The 15,009-nt window shown below is 66.5% G+C and carries 13 protein-coding genes; 3 read left to right on the forward strand and 10 right to left on the reverse strand.

Annotated elements, in window-relative coordinates:
• Positions 1-21: 21 nt before the first annotated feature.
• Complete coding sequence (locus CY652_RS13380) at positions 22-1,227, reverse strand: cation:proton antiporter (RefSeq protein ID WP_102131193.1); 1,206 nt, start codon at positions 1,225-1,227, stop codon at positions 22-24.
• Between the two features lie 802 nt (positions 1,228-2,029).
• Positions 2,030-3,991: a bifunctional tRNA (5-methylaminomethyl-2-thiouridine)(34)-methyltransferase MnmD/FAD-dependent 5-carboxymethylaminomethyl-2-thiouridine(34) oxidoreductase MnmC gene (gene mnmC / locus CY652_RS13385; protein ID WP_102131194.1), complete on the reverse strand. Its 1,962-nt coding sequence runs from the start codon at positions 3,989-3,991 to the stop codon at positions 2,030-2,032.
• Between the two features lie 424 nt (positions 3,992-4,415).
• Here mnmC and CY652_RS13390 point away from each other — a divergent pair, with 424 nt between their 5' ends.
• Complete coding sequence (locus CY652_RS13390) at positions 4,416-4,694, forward strand: HU family DNA-binding protein (RefSeq protein ID WP_006401505.1); 279 nt, start codon at positions 4,416-4,418, stop codon at positions 4,692-4,694.
• Between the two features lie 120 nt (positions 4,695-4,814).
• Here the strand turns inward: CY652_RS13390 and CY652_RS13395 are convergent, their stop codons facing one another.
• The gene (locus CY652_RS13395) at positions 4,815-6,101 is read right to left on the reverse strand and encodes a GTP-binding protein (protein ID WP_102131195.1); all 1,287 of its coding nucleotides are present in this window, start codon (positions 6,099-6,101) and stop codon (positions 4,815-4,817) included.
• Positions 6,102-6,237: 136 nt separating this feature from the next.
• Positions 6,238-6,684, reverse strand: coding sequence for a lytic transglycosylase domain-containing protein (locus CY652_RS13400; protein WP_102131196.1), 447 nt, complete (start codon positions 6,682-6,684; stop codon positions 6,238-6,240).
• Positions 6,685-7,032: 348 nt separating this feature from the next.
• On the opposite strand from CY652_RS13400, the gene gspG reads away from it, so the two are divergent.
• Positions 7,033-7,497 carry a type II secretion system major pseudopilin GspG gene (gspG, locus tag CY652_RS13405; RefSeq protein ID WP_102131197.1) on the forward strand — a complete coding sequence of 155 codons (465 nt, stop codon included), beginning with the start codon at positions 7,033-7,035 and terminating at the stop codon, positions 7,495-7,497.
• 111 nt (positions 7,498-7,608) lie between these two features.
• Here gspG and CY652_RS13410 read toward each other — a convergent pair whose 3' ends face one another.
• The 5 genes from CY652_RS13410 to CY652_RS13430 all read right to left on the reverse strand — a co-directional run bounded on the left by CY652_RS13410 (position 7,609) and on the right by CY652_RS13430 (position 13,118).
• A complete protein-coding gene (locus CY652_RS13410) occupies positions 7,609-8,097 on the reverse strand; it encodes a hypothetical protein (protein WP_102131198.1) in 489 nt (162 codons plus the stop codon).
• A 191-nt stretch (positions 8,098-8,288) separates the two neighbouring features.
• Complete coding sequence (gene gshA / locus CY652_RS13415) at positions 8,289-9,911, reverse strand: glutamate--cysteine ligase (protein ID WP_102131199.1); 1,623 nt, start codon at positions 9,909-9,911, stop codon at positions 8,289-8,291.
• Positions 9,912-10,118: 207 nt separating this feature from the next.
• Positions 10,119-11,078 carry a DNA-3-methyladenine glycosylase family protein gene (locus CY652_RS13420; RefSeq protein ID WP_374703658.1) on the reverse strand — a complete coding sequence of 320 codons (960 nt, stop codon included), beginning with the start codon at positions 11,076-11,078 and terminating at the stop codon, positions 10,119-10,121.
• The gene (gene ada / locus CY652_RS13425) at positions 11,075-12,232 is read right to left on the reverse strand and encodes a bifunctional DNA-binding transcriptional regulator/O6-methylguanine-DNA methyltransferase Ada (protein ID WP_102131200.1); all 1,158 of its coding nucleotides are present in this window, start codon (positions 12,230-12,232) and stop codon (positions 11,075-11,077) included. Before ada ends, CY652_RS13420 begins: the two co-directional genes overlap by 4 nt.
• Before the next feature lie 331 nt (positions 12,233-12,563).
• Complete coding sequence (locus CY652_RS13430) at positions 12,564-13,118, reverse strand: YaeQ family protein (protein WP_102131201.1); 555 nt, start codon at positions 13,116-13,118, stop codon at positions 12,564-12,566.
• A 508-nt stretch (positions 13,119-13,626) separates the two neighbouring features.
• Here CY652_RS13430 and CY652_RS24455 point away from each other — a divergent pair.
• Positions 13,627-13,791, forward strand: a complete 165-nt coding sequence (locus CY652_RS24455) for a hypothetical protein (protein ID WP_180970575.1) — start codon at positions 13,627-13,629, stop codon at positions 13,789-13,791.
• Between the two features lie 158 nt (positions 13,792-13,949).
• On the opposite strand, the gene CY652_RS13440 is transcribed toward CY652_RS24455, so the two are convergent.
• Positions 13,950-14,831 carry a hypothetical protein gene (locus tag CY652_RS13440; RefSeq protein ID WP_180970576.1) on the reverse strand — a complete coding sequence of 294 codons (882 nt, stop codon included), beginning with the start codon at positions 14,829-14,831 and terminating at the stop codon, positions 13,950-13,952.
• Positions 14,832-15,009: the final 178 nt, after the last annotated feature.

Below are 15,009 nucleotides of genomic sequence, written 5' to 3' on the forward strand. Positions count from 1 at the left end.
GGCGTTTCCTGTTCAGGTCTTTCAGGATTCCCGGCGCTCGCCGACGACCGCGAGCGATCGGTAGACGAGCCATGGCCCGACCAACTGCAGCACGACGATCGAGCACATCACGATGGCGCGCAGTTGCGGGTCGAAGTTCGGGTAGAGATCGTAGGTGTCGTCGACGAGCAGCAGCGCGAGCGCCGACATGGGCGAGAGCGAGAGCCCGAGCGCCGCGCCCTGCTTCCATTCGAGTCCGCTCGGCTTCGCGAAGATCAGCACGCCGACGAGCTTCGACGCGAGCCGCGCGACGATGAGCCCCACGGCGGCGACGCCGCCCGTCGCGATGTCGTGCCATTCGAACGAGGTGAGCGTCAACACGAACAGGATCACGGTGAGCAGCCAGCCCGCAGTGCCGAAATGCTGCGGCCAGAGTTGCGGACGGACTTCGAGGTTCTTCACGACGATGCCGGCGACAAGCAGGCTCAGGATCGTCGAGAGCCTGAGCATGTGCGCGATGGCGATGGCGAGCAGCACGAGGCCAAAGAGCGCGACGAACGAATGTTCGTCCTTAGGACTGAGCCGGCGATAGAACAGCAGACAGGCACGCGCGAGCAACCACGCGAGCACGAGCGAGCCGACGAGCAGATAAAGCGGCTGGAGGACGGTCGCGAACACGTTGCCGTAGATTTCCTGATGCAGCCAGCTCGAGGCCAGCTTCTCGACCACGACGGCGTACATGCTGTTGAGCGCAGTCAGCGTGATGAGCCTCTGCGTCACCTGGCCTTCGGCCCCCAGCTCCGTTTTCAACTGGATCACCATGGCCGGCGACGTCGCCATCGCGATCGACGCGATCACGAGCGCCGTCATGACCGACACGTGCAGGAACAGCAGCACGACGAGCACGAGCACGAAGGTCAGCGTCGCCTCGGCGATGCTCGAGAGAATGAGCCATGGATTACGGCGGATCCAGCGCAGATCGAGCCGGCTGCCGAGTTCGAACAGCAGCAGACCGAGCGCGACGTCGAGCAGGGGCCGCGCCGCGCTCGACGTTTCGGTGTCGATCACGCCGAAACCGGCCGAGCCGGCGATGAGGCCGATGACGGCATAGCCCGAGACGCGCGGCAGGCGCCATCTGCGATAGCAGAGTTCTCCGCACAGGCCGGCGACGAGCAACGCGAGACCGGCCCAGAAGATGCCGTCCAGATCGAACGGCCAGGCAGGAAGAAACGAAAACGCCGACTTCATCGTGGTGGCTTCTCCTTTAGCGCGGTGGTCCGGCTGCACTGGCTGCCGGCACGGCGGGCCGGCGCCTGAATGTCGGGCGCATGTGTCCTTCGGTCGCGTGGAGTGCAATCCACGTTCCGGAACGTTCCGGGGGCCGGCAAAAACGCCGCGAAGCACGCCTGCGGAAACGGTAACGGGGACCACTGCGCCGGCCCGCCTGTCGCGGCGAGCAGCCGGTACGGGTGCGCATCGCGCGTGCGCGAGCACGCCGAACCCGCGATTGATGGAAGAACGTCGTCGGCTTCCCCGAATCGTCAGATTCGGACGTCGCGACGACTGTTCCCTGGATGCGTCTGCCCGTCTGATGCGGTGCCCGACGCGGGAAGAACGGCGATTGTGCCACAGGTTTTTTGCGCCTGTCGGCACGAATCGGCTCATGGCATGACGTTCGGTAATTACGCCCGTGTCAGGGCGTTTGGCCGGGAAAAATGACCGGACCGAAAAGACGTTCCCGGATTCGGGGATTCGTCGACAGACGCGTCAGCGTTGGGTTTACAGGCTTATCCGTATGTATACGTAGTAGCAGTTAACAAAGCTCGTCCGTTTCTGTGGATAACCGTCGTTTACCGAGGACGATCAGTCATTTGCCGAATGCACAACCGGTCTTAAAGCATGTGCGGCAGCGAGGCGTTTCGCGGGTCAACTTTTCGGCCATGCAACGCGATGGCCAGTTACCCCGTTTACGTCCACATCGATTCCACACGGGTTGAGTCTGCAATCCGGCGGCTTTTCCACAATCGGACGTGGATAACCTTGGGGGGAATCAGGACAGGGTTTGCTGGCGCAGCGCGCGCAACAGGAAGCGTGCCGGATCGAGATGGTCGGCGAGTTCGCGTTCGATCGGCCAGGGTTCGCCTTCGAGTTGCGAAGCGATCAATTCGGCGCCGAGCGCGGCCCAGACGAGCCCGCGAGACCCGTAGGCGAACGCGCCGTACAGGCCTTCGGCGCGCGGCAGATCGAGCGGCCATGCGCCCCGCAGACGTTGCGTATCGCGACGCGCGGCTTCCTCGTCGGCGAGCGGGCCGAGCATCGGCAGTCGGTCGCTCGTCACGCAGCGAAACGCGACGCGACCGGCGCAGTCCGTCGAACGACTGAAGGCGGTGCCCAGTTCGGGCAGCATCGCGGCGACGCGCGCGAGATTTTCCGTGTGGCCGGCCGGCCGCAAGGCGACATCGTCGTCGTCGACTTCGTAGGTGGCGCCCGCGAGCGTGACGCCGTCGGCGAGCGGTACCGCATAGCCTTCGCCGATCACGGGCACGCGCAGATGCGCGAGCGGGCTTTGTGGCAGCAACGTCAGTTGGCCGCGCACGATGCGCGTTGGCGCATGACGCAGGCCGGCGGCGCGCGCGGCATCCTGCGCGTTGGCGAAGATCACGACGGGCGCGCGCGCGAGGCAATGCCCGGCGGCATTGTAGACGGACCATTCGCCGTCGATGCGTTCGATCCGTGCGACCTGTATGCCGAAATGCGCGTCGAGTCGTTCGCCGGCAACGGCGCACTGAGCCGCGCACAGCGATGCCGGATCGATCCAGCCGCCGCCGGGATAGAACCAGCCGCCGTAGCCGACGTCGACGCCGGCCAGGCGCTTCGCTTCTTCGCGCGATACCGGCACGACGTAGTCGCGCGGATAGGCGAATGCAGCGAGCGCTTCGGTCATCAGTGCGGCCTCGCTATCGTCGGTGGCGAGTTGAAGCAGTCCGCCGTTGCCGCGTTTCGGCGCATGACCCACGGCTTCGAGCGCGTTCCAGCGCCGTAGCGCATAGAGAAAACCGGCTCGCGTGATGTGCGATGCGCTGCTGTCGTCGCGCGAAACCAGCGGATGGAACACGCCGGCCGGATTGCCCGAGGCGTCTCGCGCAAGCGCGGCATTCCGTTCGAGCAGCGTAACCTGCCAGCCGCGCGACGCAAGACGCTCGACCAACGCGCAACCGGCGAGCCCCGCGCCGATCACGACGGCATGTCGTCGCGCGAGCGCAAGCGGTCGGGGCGGCTCGTAACGGCGCACGCGCCAGCGCGGCGCGAACCGGCCCACGAGCATCGTGCGCTTCGTGCCGAAGCCCTCGACCTTGCGATACTCGAAGCCGTTCTGTTCGAGTGCGCGCTTCACGTCGCCGGCGCTGCTCCAGGTGGCGAACGTCGCGTGTTCGGCGGCGATGCGCGCCAGCGAGCGGAAAACGGCCGGCGACCACAGCTCGGGATTCTTCGATGGCGCAAAACCGTCGAGATAAAACGCATCGGCACGCAGCCAGAGTTTGGGCAACGTTTCCGACGCGTCGCCGAACACGAGCGTGAGCGTCACGCGGCCGTCCTCAAATTCGAGCCGATGCGTGCCGGGCACGAGTGTAGGCCACGCTTCGGCGAGCGTGCGCGCGAGCGCATCTGTCGATGCGTTGGCGCCGATCGCTTCGTAGGCGCGGCGCAAATCGTCTTTCCCGAACGGATGCTTTTCGACCGAGACGAAATGCAGCCGCTCGCAACGCGCCGGGTCGGCGCGCCAGGCGGCCCACGTCGCGAGGAAGTTCACGCCCATGCCGAAGCCGGTTTCCACGACCGTGAAGATTCGCTGTCCATGCCACCGCTCAGGCAGTTGATTGCCGCGCAAAAAGACGTGTCCGGACTGGGCGAACGCGCCCGACGCGCTGTGATAGACGTCGCCGTAAAGCGGCGAAAACGGCGTGCCGTCGTCGCGAAACGCGAGCGTGGCGGGAATCAGGGCGGCGGTCATCGGGAGACGAAAGGCGACGTGGAAAGCGGCGAAAAAGTCCTGAAAGCGTTCGCGAGGCCCATCCGTGCGGGGTTTGCAGACGCTCGACGTTGGCAAAAACCAACGTTTGCGAGCCGGAAACAGACAAATCGACGCTCGCCCGACGGGCCGGCGAGACAGAAACGGGAGCTTCGGGACGATTCGGAAGAATAACGCTGCAAATCTTCGAAACCCTTGTCGTTATTGGGTTTGCGCTGCGCTATCATAGCAGGCGCCGCACAGGGAAGCGGCAGCACGGCCGTTGCGGCGCGGTGGATCACCCCGCGCCACGGCGCGAATATCCGGGGCGCTCCGGAACCGTCGCTGCTCGACGGCGCGGCACGCGCACGTATAATCGGCGCGTTCGCGCTGTTCGTGTCAACCTAAACTCAGAAAGGGAACCTTAATGAACAAACAGGAACTGATCGACGCCGTCGCAGCACAAACCGGCGCTAGCAAGGCGCAGACCGGCGAGACGCTGGACACGCTCCTCGAAGTGATCAAGAAGGCTGTGTCGAAGGGTGATGCGGTGCAACTGATCGGCTTCGGCAGCTTCGGCTCGGGCAAGCGCGCGGCACGTACGGGCCGCAACCCGAAGACCGGCGAAACCATCAAGATTCCGGCCGCCAAGACCGTCAAGTTTACGGCTGGCAAGGCGTTCAAGGATGCGGTCAACAAGCGCTAAGTCGCTTGTAGACGCCTCCGGACGATACCCGCCTTCGGCGGGTTTTTTTTCGTCCGCGTATTCCGTCCGCGTGTTTTGTTCGTGCGTTGCCCGTGCAATGCGACGGCGCGCTATCGCGCTTTATCTGCCGTCGTCTGCTTCGCCGTCGCGATGGAGAATTTCGCCTTCGCCCGCTTCAGGCGTTTCGTCGTCGACGTCCCACCGTGGAAACGGATCGGCGAATTCACGCCAGGCATCCGGTCCCGCCGCATATTCGGCTTCGGTCACGAGACAGGCGTCGAGTCTCGCGCGCCAGGCCGATTCGTCGAGATTCGTGCCGATCATCACCAGCTCCTGACGCCGGTCGCCGATGCGCGTGTCGGTCGGCTCGCCGTACCAGTCCGCCGCAATCTCGCTTTCGAGCGCCGCGTCGCGCGGCCAGTCCTCGCGAGGCTGCGCCGCCCACCACATGCCGGCCGGCCCGTGCCGGCACACGCCGCCCGCCTGCGAGAGCGAACCCGCCATGTCGTTGCGCGTCGCAAGCCAGAAAAAGCCCTTGCTACGCAGCACGCCGGGCCATTCTTCGTGCAGCAACGCCCAGAGGCGCTCGGGATGAAACGGCCGACGGGCTCGGTAGACGAAGTTGACGATGCCGAACTCGTCGGCCTCGCCGTGATGCCCGTGACCGTGATCGTGCAGCGACGCGAGCCAGCCCGGCGCGCTCGCGGCCGCGTCGAAGTCGAAGCGGCCCGTATTGATCAACTCGCCGGGCGGCACCGTGCCGAAACGGCTGACGATCTGCACGGCGCGCGGGTTGAGCCGCGCGAGAATGTGCTGCAACCGCGCGAGCTCGTCGGCGCCGACGAGGTCGGCCTTGTTCACGACGAGCACGTCGCAAAACTCCACCTGCTCGATCAGCAGTTCGACGAGCGTGCGGTCGTCGTCTTCCGTCGCCGCGAGACCGCGCTCGGCGAGCGCGTCGGCGCTCGCGTAGTCGCGCAGGAAGTTGAAGGCGTCGACGACCGTCACCATCGTGTCGAGTCGCGCGACCTCCGCCAGCGACATGCCGTCGTCGTCGACGAACGTGAACGTTTCGGCAATCGGCATCGGCTCGGCGATGCCTGTCGATTCGATCAGGATCGCGTCGAAGCGCTGCTCGGCGGCAAGCCGGCGGATTTCGGTCAGGAGGTCGTCGCGCAGCGTGCAGCAGATGCAGCCGTTGGACATCTCGATGAGACGCTCCTCGACGTGCGAAAGCACCGATGCGTCGCGCACCAGCGCTGCATCGATGTTGACGGCCGCGAGGTCGTTGACGATCACCGCAACCCGTAGCCCGGCGCGATTCGCGAGCAGATGGTTGAGCAGCGTGGTTTTACCCGCGCCGAGAAACCCGGCGAGCACGGTGACGGGCAGGGGCGGCTGGTTCATCGCAGTGTGACGGAAAAAGGAAACGGGGTGGGACGGCGCGCGCGGCTTCGAACCTGCATTGTGCATCATGCGGTCGGCCGGCGCTGCCGGCGTGGGCAACGCGGCGCGCAGAACGGCGGGAAGGTCCGCGTTGCGGTTATGGCCCGAGCAGATGCCACCGGTGCAGAATGTCCGCGATCTGCCGGGCGTACTGGTCGCGCAGCGACGGGGTTTCCGAGTGATAGGCGCCGACGGCGGCCCACGTGTTGCCGTACTTGTTCATCTCCTGGCGCAGATGCCACGCGGCGATGTAGACGTTCTTGCACGGCTGCATCAGCGTGTTCGACGAAATGCCGTACTGTGCCAGCGCGCGCAGATGGATCGAGTTGATCTGCATGACGCCGTAATCGGTCGATCCGTTGGCATTCCTGTGCATGGCGTCCGGCTGATTGTGCGATTCCTGCCAGGCGATCGCGCGCAGGATCAGCGGATTGACCTTCTGGTAGCTCGCCGCGTCGTCGAAGCAGTCGGCGCGCGCGGGCCCGCTCGCGCACAGGAAGCCTGACGCGGCCATCAGCACGACGGCGAACGAAGTCGGTTTCATTGCATTGGCGAAATGAGTACGGGCAGGCGCCGCGGGAAACGGCCGGGGACAGCCCTGCGCGGGCCGGCCGGCGGTTTCGCGCCGCCCGTAATCATTACCGGCAGCTTGGGCCGCGTCAAGCCGGCGGTTCGCCCAGTCCGGCGTCGGGGTGCGCGACGTGAACGTGAAAGACGGCGAATTTTCCGTTCCGGTGTAGCCGGCCACGCGCTGCCATTAGAATGGCTGCCACATGCCTTGATCGTCGCGCGCCGAAGGACATCAGCGCGAACGGCCCCGGGCGGGAGCGTTTCGGCATGTTCGGACCGACGTTTTCGTCAGCCAGCATTTTCCGTCGAGAGGTAGCAAGTCATGCACAGGTGGACCAGACGCCACGTCGGGGTCGAACCGCGGCGCGAGCGCGGTCAGGGCGGATTCACGCTCATCGAGGTCATGACCGCGCTCGCGATTCTCGGCATTCTCGCCGCGCTGATCGTGACGAAGATCGTGAGCCAGCCCGACGAGGAACGACGCGCGGCGGCCCGGCACGAAATCGGCGGGATCGTGCGGGCGCTCGACGCGTATCGCCGCGACAACGGGCGCTACCCGACCCAGGGTCAGGGCTTGAGCGCGCTCGTCCAGAAGCCGGACACCGATCCCCTACCCGGCCACTGGCGGCCGGGCGGCTACCTGAAGCAATTGCCGGACGACCCCTGGGGCAGCCCGTACCGGTATCTGAACCCCGGTGTGCATGGCGAAATCGACGTGTTCAGCTACGGGGCCGACCGCAAGCCGGGCGGCGAAGGCAACGATGCCGACGTGGGGTCGTGGCAGTAGCGTCGCCGGGCGCTGCTTCGATGGGGCGGCGCGGCACGATACGCCGGCAGGGGCCGTCGTGCCGTAACCGCAGTGGCCGGCCGTTGTCGGGCCGGGGACGACGCGACGCGATTACTGCGCGGCGCTCGAGCTGGCGCCCTCGGCCGCGGACGGCGATACGGTCGTGCGCTCCGCGCCGGTGCCGGTCGCGGAAGGCGGCGCGTTCTCGCCGGTGCGCACGAACTGCTTGAAGTCGGCGCCGGCCTGCCACGGGTTCGGCCGGCAGCCGAGCGAGCTGTCGCAATGCGCGGAGAAGCCGATCGTCGAGGTGCCGTCGCCGTTGTCGGTTTTCGTGATCTCGTAGGCGAGCGCGCGCTGGCCGCCGCCGGGGCCCGACGTCTGGATCAGCGTATCGGTGGCGGTCTGCACCTGGTAAGTCGAATGGTCCTGCACCCAGTCCAGCGAGCGCTGCCACCACTGGTCGCATTCGGTCTTGCCCGAACAGGTGAGCGGCGCCGTGGCGATCTGCATGATGCCGGGGTCGACCTGGCCGCGCGTCGAACAGCCGGCCGCCGCCAGCAGGCCGAGCAGAGCCAGAAGAGTTCGTCGTTTCAGCAGCATGGGGTTTCCTCCCAGGGGGTTGTCACCGGTATCGGGTCGCGAAGGCGGCCGCCGATGCGGGCATTTGAAAGATCAGACTGTGCCTGCCCAGCGGGTTTCAAGCAATTCCAGTACCCGGCCGGCATTGGGCTCGGGCCGGTGGAGCGGGGGCGACAGGACAAAGACGATGGGCCGACAGGCATGCGGGCGCGTCAGACGCTGAAGCGGTTCAGCGTGTAGGCGCGGTAGGCGGCGACGAACGCGTCGAACGAACCGATCTCGTCGCGTTCGAGTTGAGTCTGTTCGTCGAGCGACTGGCGCGCGAGCGCCTCGAAGCGCTGCGTCGCGGCCGGGTCGAGCGGTCGCGACAGAAAATATTCGGCATGCCGCTCGCTTTGCGCGAGACCGAATTGCAGGAAGCCCTGCTGCCGCTCGCGCATCGTCTGCAGCACGCGCGCCGACGGCGTGAGCGAAGCGTCGGCGAGCTTCGCGCGCTGCCCGGCCACGGCGCGCGCGTGATCGTCGCCGCCGCGCAGCGCGTCGAGCACGGCGGCGGTCCGGTCGATCTTTTCGAACAGCTCGTCGGCCCACTCGCGCATCGGAATGCTCCGGCCGTCGCGCGTCAGTTCCAGACCCGGCCGTCGTCCCTCCATCGTGACGCGGCCGAAGTTCTCGTTCGCCTGCGCGTAGGCCTGCGCGGGCAGCGGCGGGCTGTCGTCGAGCGCGCACGCGAGCAGATAGGCGTCGAGAAAACGCGCCGTGCCGAGCGCGATGCCGGTGGGCTCGAACGGATCGATGTCCATGCAGCGCACTTCCACGTATTGCACGCCGCGCGCCGCCAGCGCGTGCAGCGGCCGTTCGCCCGGATGCGTGACGCGCTTCGGGCGGATCGTCGAGTAGAACTCGTTTTCGATCTGCAGCACGTTCGTGTTGAGCTGGACCCATTCGCCGTCGCGGTGCGTGCCGATCGCCTCGTACGGCGGATAGGGCCGGCTGACGGCCTGCGCGAGCGCGTCGAGGTAGCCCGGCAGCGTATCGTAGTCGGCATGCAGCGCGGACTGGCCCGTCGTGTTCGAATAGCCGAGATCGCTCATCCGCAGGCTCGTCGCATACGGGCGATAGAACGTGTCGGCGTCGAAGATTTCGAGCGTGTGCGCACGGCCGCGCAGGAACCGCGCGTCGAGCGCCGGCGACGCGCCGAACAGGTACATGAGCAGCCAGCTCGTGCGGCGGAAATTGCGGATCAGCGCGAAGTAACGCTCGGACTGATAGTCGGTCAGCGTGGCCGTGGACTGCTGGTCCGCATGCAGCATGCGCCAGACTTCCTCGTCAAGCGAGTAGTTATAGTGGATGCCCGCGATGCACTGCATCGTGCGGCCGTAGCGCAGCGCGAGGCCGACGCGATAGACGTGCTTGAGCCGGCCGATGTTCGAGTTGCCGTAATCGGCGATCGGGATGCCGTCGTCGGTGTCGGGCAGAAGGCCCGGCATCGACGCGTTCCAGAGAATTTCGCCGTCGCGCGCGAGCACCGCGTAGACGTAGCGATGAAGCTCGTCGAGTTCTTCCAGCGTGGCGGATGCGTCGCGCGCGGCCGACGTGATGATTTCAAGGAGTGCTTCAGAATAATCGGTGGTCAACGACGCATGCACGAGCGCCGAGCCGAGCGCCGCCGGATGCGGCGTCAGCGCGAGACGGCCGTCGTGCGTCACCCGCAGGCTTTCCTTTTCGATGCCGCGCAGGCCGCGCACGAGCACGTCGCGCTGCGGCCCGGCGCTCAGCACGGAAAGTCGCTGCGAAAGCACGTCGTTCGTGCGGTTAGAGATCGTGTCAGACATTGAGACGGATTAAGCGCGTGTCGGCCGCGCGGCGATGCGCGCGAACCGGAGTGATTTTTCGGTAGCGGGCACTTTAACATCTCGTCACGAGACCTGCTTGAGGCCCTCCGGACAGGGGGCGGGCGCACTGGACGGCAGGTGCGGGCGCACACACGAGGGGCGATGGCGAGGATGGATCGGCCGGACGAACGCCGAAATTTCCTGTCGCTATCCGCCGCGGGCGGCGCCGGCGCGATCGGCGATCTCGTTCCACAAATGCATGGCGGCATAGGCGCGCCACGGCCGCCAGGCGTCGGTGCGCACGCGTTGCCCCGCCGCGCGTCCGAGCATCGGGTCGCGTGCCGCGATGGCCTGCACGAGCACGAGGTCCGAGGCCGGCCACGCGTCGGGGTCGCGCCATGCGCGCATCGCGACGTATTCGACCGTCCACGGGCCGATGCCGGGCAAGGCGAGCAGTTTCGCGCGCAGGTCGGTCAGGTCGCGCCGCGTCTCGTCCGTCGTGACGCCGCTATCGTTGGCCGGGTCGATTCCGTCGATCGGCAGCGCACCCGTGGCGACCGCCTGCGCGAAGCCCTGCAGCGCGGCGACGCGCCGGCCCGGCATGCCGATGGCGGCAAGATCGGCGCCGGCGAGCGCGGCGGGCGTGGGGAATAGCGAGGCGGTGCCGGCGGGGAAACCTTCGACGGGACGACCGGCTCGCCCGACGAGACGCCCGACGATCGTCGTCGCGGCCTTCACGCTGATCTGCTGGCCGACGATGGCGCGCACCACCAGTTCGAAACCGGACCATGCGCCGGGCACGCGCAGCCCCGGCGCGGCCTCGACGAGCGGCGCAAGCCACGGGTCCGAACCGAGATGCGCGGCGATGGCCGCGGGCTCGGCATGCAGGTCGAACAGGCGGGAGACCGGACCAACCAGCGCCGCGGCGTGGACGCTCGCGGGGCCTTCGACGGTCATGCCGAGGCAAGGGCGGCGGGGATGCCGGCGCACCGTCAGCATGCCGCTCGCGCCGGCCCATTCGATGGCGCGCCGCCAGGCGTTTGCCTCGACCGTCTCGACGCCCGGTATCGCGCGTCCGGCGAGAAAGCGCAGGACGCGGGGCCAGTCGTAGGGCGCCCGGAACGGCAGGTCGAGCGTGACGGCGCCCGGATGCGGCACGGTGTTCAAGCGGCGGGTTCCGGCGCGATGACGCGCGGCGCGGCGGGGGAAGCGGCTTCGTCGCGGCGCGGCGTGTCGACGGCGTTCCCCGCTTCGTCCGCGTGCGCCAGACGATGCCGGCCGGCCTCCGCATCGAGCAAGGCCGCCTTGCGCGCGAGTCCCCAGCGATAGCCCGCCAGCGCGCCGCCCTTTTGCACGACGCGATGGCACGGAATGACGAGTGCGACGGGGTTCGACGCGCAGGCGCTCGCGACCGCCCGAACCGCGCGCGGCATGCCGAGCGTTTCTGCGATCTGCGTGTAGCTGCGGGTTTCGCCGTACGGGATGCGTTGCAATGCATCCCAGACGCGCTGCTGGAACGCCGTCGCCGCGAGGTCGAGCGGCAGGTCGAAGCGTTCGCGCCGGCCGCGCAGCCAGGCGTCGATCTGCGCGACGAACGGCGCGATGGCGTCCGCGTCTTCGGTGAGCCGCGCGTTCGCGAAATCGGCGTGGAGGTTTGCGACGAGCGCCTCGGCGTCGTCGCCGAACGCGACCCGGCAAATGCCGTTGTCTGTCGCGGCGACGAGCACCTCGCCGAGCGGCGTACCCGCGACGGCATAGCGGATGGCGCGCCCCGCGCCCTTGCGGCGCCAGGCAGACGGGCTCATGCCGAGTTCCGCGCCGGCGCTCTGATAGAGCTGCGACGGCGAACCGAAGCCGGCGTCGGCGCTGGCCCGCGTGACGTTTTCGCCCTGCGCGAGCGCTTCGCGCAGGATCGCGCCGCGCCGGGCCGCCTGGTATTGGCGTGGCGACACGCCGAGCACGCGCTTGAAGAGTCGTTGCAGATGGAATGGGCTCAAATGCACGGCGTCGCTCAACTGCGACAGCGTGAGGCGCCGCTGCGGATCGGCGTCGAGCGCCGCGCAGGCGCGCTGTACGACCTCGAACTCGCGCGGCAATTGGCCGGGCCGGCAGCGCTTGCATTCTCGATAGCCGGCGGCGCGCGCGGCGTTGGTATCGGCGAAGAACTCGACGTTCTCGCGTCGCGGCTGCCGCGATGCACAGGACGGGCGGCAAAACACGCGGGTCGTGCGCACGCCGTAAAAGAACGCGCCGTCGGCCCGCGCGTCGCGACCGACGATGGCGCGCCAGCGATCGGCTTCGGTGGACCAGTCGGCATTCATCGCGGGGCTCCCTGTAATAGCGCTGTCGATGCCTTCACTGTAGCCGCCAGGCGTCGCGTGAGCATGCCGGATCTTGCGCTTTCATTGGTGGCCAGATCGCGCCGCGTCGCTTGCCGGAAGTGGATCGGCCGAGGTGCGACAAATTGGCACAATTACGGGTTTTCCCTTAAAAAAACATTGCGATGCATCAGGCCGCTGTGTATAGTCACTTCTGTCTCCTCCATGTCTCCTCCTGATATGGATTAAGCCCGCTCTAGTTAGCGGGCTTTTTTTCGTCCAGGCTTTTGGCACTGCCGCCGGCGCTTCGTCCGGCTGGCTGTTTCCTCCGCCTTCAGACTCGCTCTGGCGCCTTGAACACGGTCCACTCGATCGCAACGGGTTCCGTGCTCGCGCTGCCGAGCCACGCCGCGCCGTCCTGGACCGTGCACTGCAGACGCATCGTGCGTTCCGCCAGCGCACCGAGTTCCGCCGCCACCGGCTCGCCGAGCGACCACACCGTGACGTTGCGCAGCCGTTCGACCTTGTTGCGCACGCCCTGCCACCAGATGTCCGACGCGCGTCCGCCGTAGGCGATCACGACGACCTCGTTCGCGCGTCCGCTTGCTCGCGCGATGCGCCGCTCGTCGGGCTGGCCGACCTCGATCCACGTTTCGATCGCGCCCGTCAGGTCCTTGCGCCAGAGGTCGGGCTCGTCCGTGTCCGAGAGCCCCTTGCAGAATTCGAGCCGCTCGTGCGCGAAAAGCGCGAATGCGGCGATGCGCACCATCATCCGCTCGTCGGTTTCCGAGGGATGACGCGCGATGGTCAGCGCATGGTCGGCGTAATAGTGCCGGTCCATGTCGGCGATCTGGAGTTCCGCCTTGTAGATGGTCGATTTGAGAGCCATGCCCTGTCCGGAGCCCGCGCTGATACGGGCGGTTGATGAAAATCGTCGGCCTGTCGGCGGTTTCCCGCAACCGGGGACCCTATGCCGGCGAGGCGCGCGACATGATAGCGAACTTTGCAATCCGCACATGATGTGCCGTGCGGAACGCTTTCCGCCCCGTCGTGCCGACGATGGTTCTCCATTCGGATGGACGGCGGCCTGATCGCTGGCCGTGTTGCGGAGTTCTTGATCGGGATGGCTGAATTTCCGTCCGTCCGTCGATTGTGCCGGTCGCGCCGGTCGGCACTGTACTTGCGGTATGTGTCCCGAGACGGTTTCACGCCGATCGGCGTGGGTCTGTTCGCCGCTGCCCGGAAAAAGACGGCTGCCGGAGCCGGATTTGCACGGCGGGACGACCCGATGCGCCCGGTCCGGTCGCCGCCGATGTGAGTAAGCATTCGCGCACCGTGCAATCTGTCGCGCGACGACTACAATAGAAACTCCACTCCTTGACTGCCAGGAGGCCATTGTGATTGATCACGTAATACTCGGCGCATTTCTGGTCGTGCCTCTGCTGATCGTGGTGTTCCTGTTCTCCGATGAAATCATCGAGGAGCACAGGCAGCGTCTCGAGGATCGCGAGCATCATCATGCCGACTGGCGCCATCCGCTGCGCCGGCTCCTGCATCATTGAACCACTTCACCCGCCCGGCGAGGCGCGCCGCGAACCGGTTTTTTTACCGGTGTGTCGTGCGCAAACGGGTTGCCGGGGTGAAGCCGGTGGTCGTCCGGCAGGGCGGACGTTACCTGTCGGGATGGCGTTCGGCCCGAGCGGGCGAGCCGGTTCGGGTTTCAGTCGGACAACCGGGACTTCTCGGGCCAGCCCCTCTCGGGATCGTATTTGGCGACGTCTTTCGTGCCATGACGCCTGATGGCTTCCTGGTCTTTGACCGATAGCTCGGCGATCGGCACGCTGAGTCCGCGCGTCGTGATGATCTCGGTTCCGTTGTTGGTCGTTGCGATCTCCGTGAGCCGGCCGGTCGACATACTTCTTACCAACTCCCTACTCGTCGGCGTCAATGGCCTCTCCACCGGATCCGGGCTCTCCTCTGGATTCGGGAGCGTATTCAAATGAGTCAATGCGCCGACAGGACTGTTGACCCCTTCGTGCGGTCCCAGATCTTTCGCGTTGGACGTGACGCTGTTGAGTTCGCGCAGAAACGCCTCCTGATGGCCGCTGTTTTTACGGTCCGCAATGAGGGCCTCCCGGGTGGTCAAATAGGCCTGCAATCCGGTTTCAATGAGCTCCAGCAGGCGCTGTTTTTCGTCGTCCGCGAACTGGTCGTTTTTCCCGATCGCGTTGGCTCGCTGCTGTGCGAGCCGGACAAAGCGATCCGTCCAGCGCCTGAAATCTTTTTCCGTGTCGTTGCCTGACACGAACTCGTTGAGGTTCTCTCTCTCGGCGAGATACGACATCCGGTGTACCTGGGCCATGTTTTTATCCCGCAAACCGGGTTTTTCGACCGAAAGCGGGCCGCTGGGACCCCGGTTCATGTTATGGGTCCGGATCGCGGCTTCCCTGGATTCCTCGGTGAAGGTCGGGCGTTCCCGCAGGCCTTCGGGGAGTGTCTCCCGCGAGGCCCTGTGGAGGTCGCGTGCAGGCACAGGCACGGGCGGGAGGTTGGCCAGCCTCGGAGAAGAAGAAATATCGCCCATTGAACGGGGCTTCTTCAATTTCGCATTTCGTGACGACGGCGAGCGGCTTGTCGAGGTCTCGTCCGTCGGTGGGGAGTTCACCGTCCGGTCGGCATGCGACGGGAACGTAGTGGCTCTTGTTTCGCGAGGCATCGTAGCGATCCTTTCGGGGCAGGGGCTTTCACGTTAGAAAGCGGATGTGTCTTTTCCGCTACCT

The organism is Burkholderia sp. WAC0059, from assembly GCF_002870125.1.
In the GTDB taxonomy this organism is placed as follows: Bacteria; Pseudomonadota; Gammaproteobacteria; order Burkholderiales; family Burkholderiaceae; genus Paraburkholderia.

Excerpts from the sequence above, each read along its gene's own strand:
- CY652_RS13380 (WP_102131193.1), bottom strand. The coding sequence starts at position 1,227 with ATGAAGTCGGCGTTTTCGTTTCTTCCTGCCTGGCCGTTCGATCTGGAC.
- mnmC (WP_102131194.1), bottom strand. The coding sequence starts at position 3,991 with ATGACCGCCGCCCTGATTCCCGCCACGCTCGCGTTTCGCGACGACGGC.
- CY652_RS13390 (WP_006401505.1), top strand. The coding sequence starts at position 4,416 with ATGAACAAACAGGAACTGATCGACGCCGTCGCAGCACAAACCGGCGCT.
- CY652_RS13395 (WP_102131195.1), bottom strand. The coding sequence starts at position 6,101 with ATGAACCAGCCGCCCCTGCCCGTCACCGTGCTCGCCGGGTTTCTCGGC.
- CY652_RS13400 (WP_102131196.1), bottom strand. The coding sequence starts at position 6,684 with ATGAAACCGACTTCGTTCGCCGTCGTGCTGATGGCCGCGTCAGGCTTC.
- gspG (WP_102131197.1), top strand. The coding sequence starts at position 7,033 with ATGCACAGGTGGACCAGACGCCACGTCGGGGTCGAACCGCGGCGCGAG.
- CY652_RS13410 (WP_102131198.1), bottom strand. The coding sequence starts at position 8,097 with ATGCTGCTGAAACGACGAACTCTTCTGGCTCTGCTCGGCCTGCTGGCG.
- gshA (WP_102131199.1), bottom strand. The coding sequence starts at position 9,911 with ATGTCTGACACGATCTCTAACCGCACGAACGACGTGCTTTCGCAGCGA.
- ada (WP_102131200.1), bottom strand. The coding sequence starts at position 12,232 with ATGAATGCCGACTGGTCCACCGAAGCCGATCGCTGGCGCGCCATCGTC.
- CY652_RS13430 (WP_102131201.1), bottom strand. The coding sequence starts at position 13,118 with ATGGCTCTCAAATCGACCATCTACAAGGCGGAACTCCAGATCGCCGAC.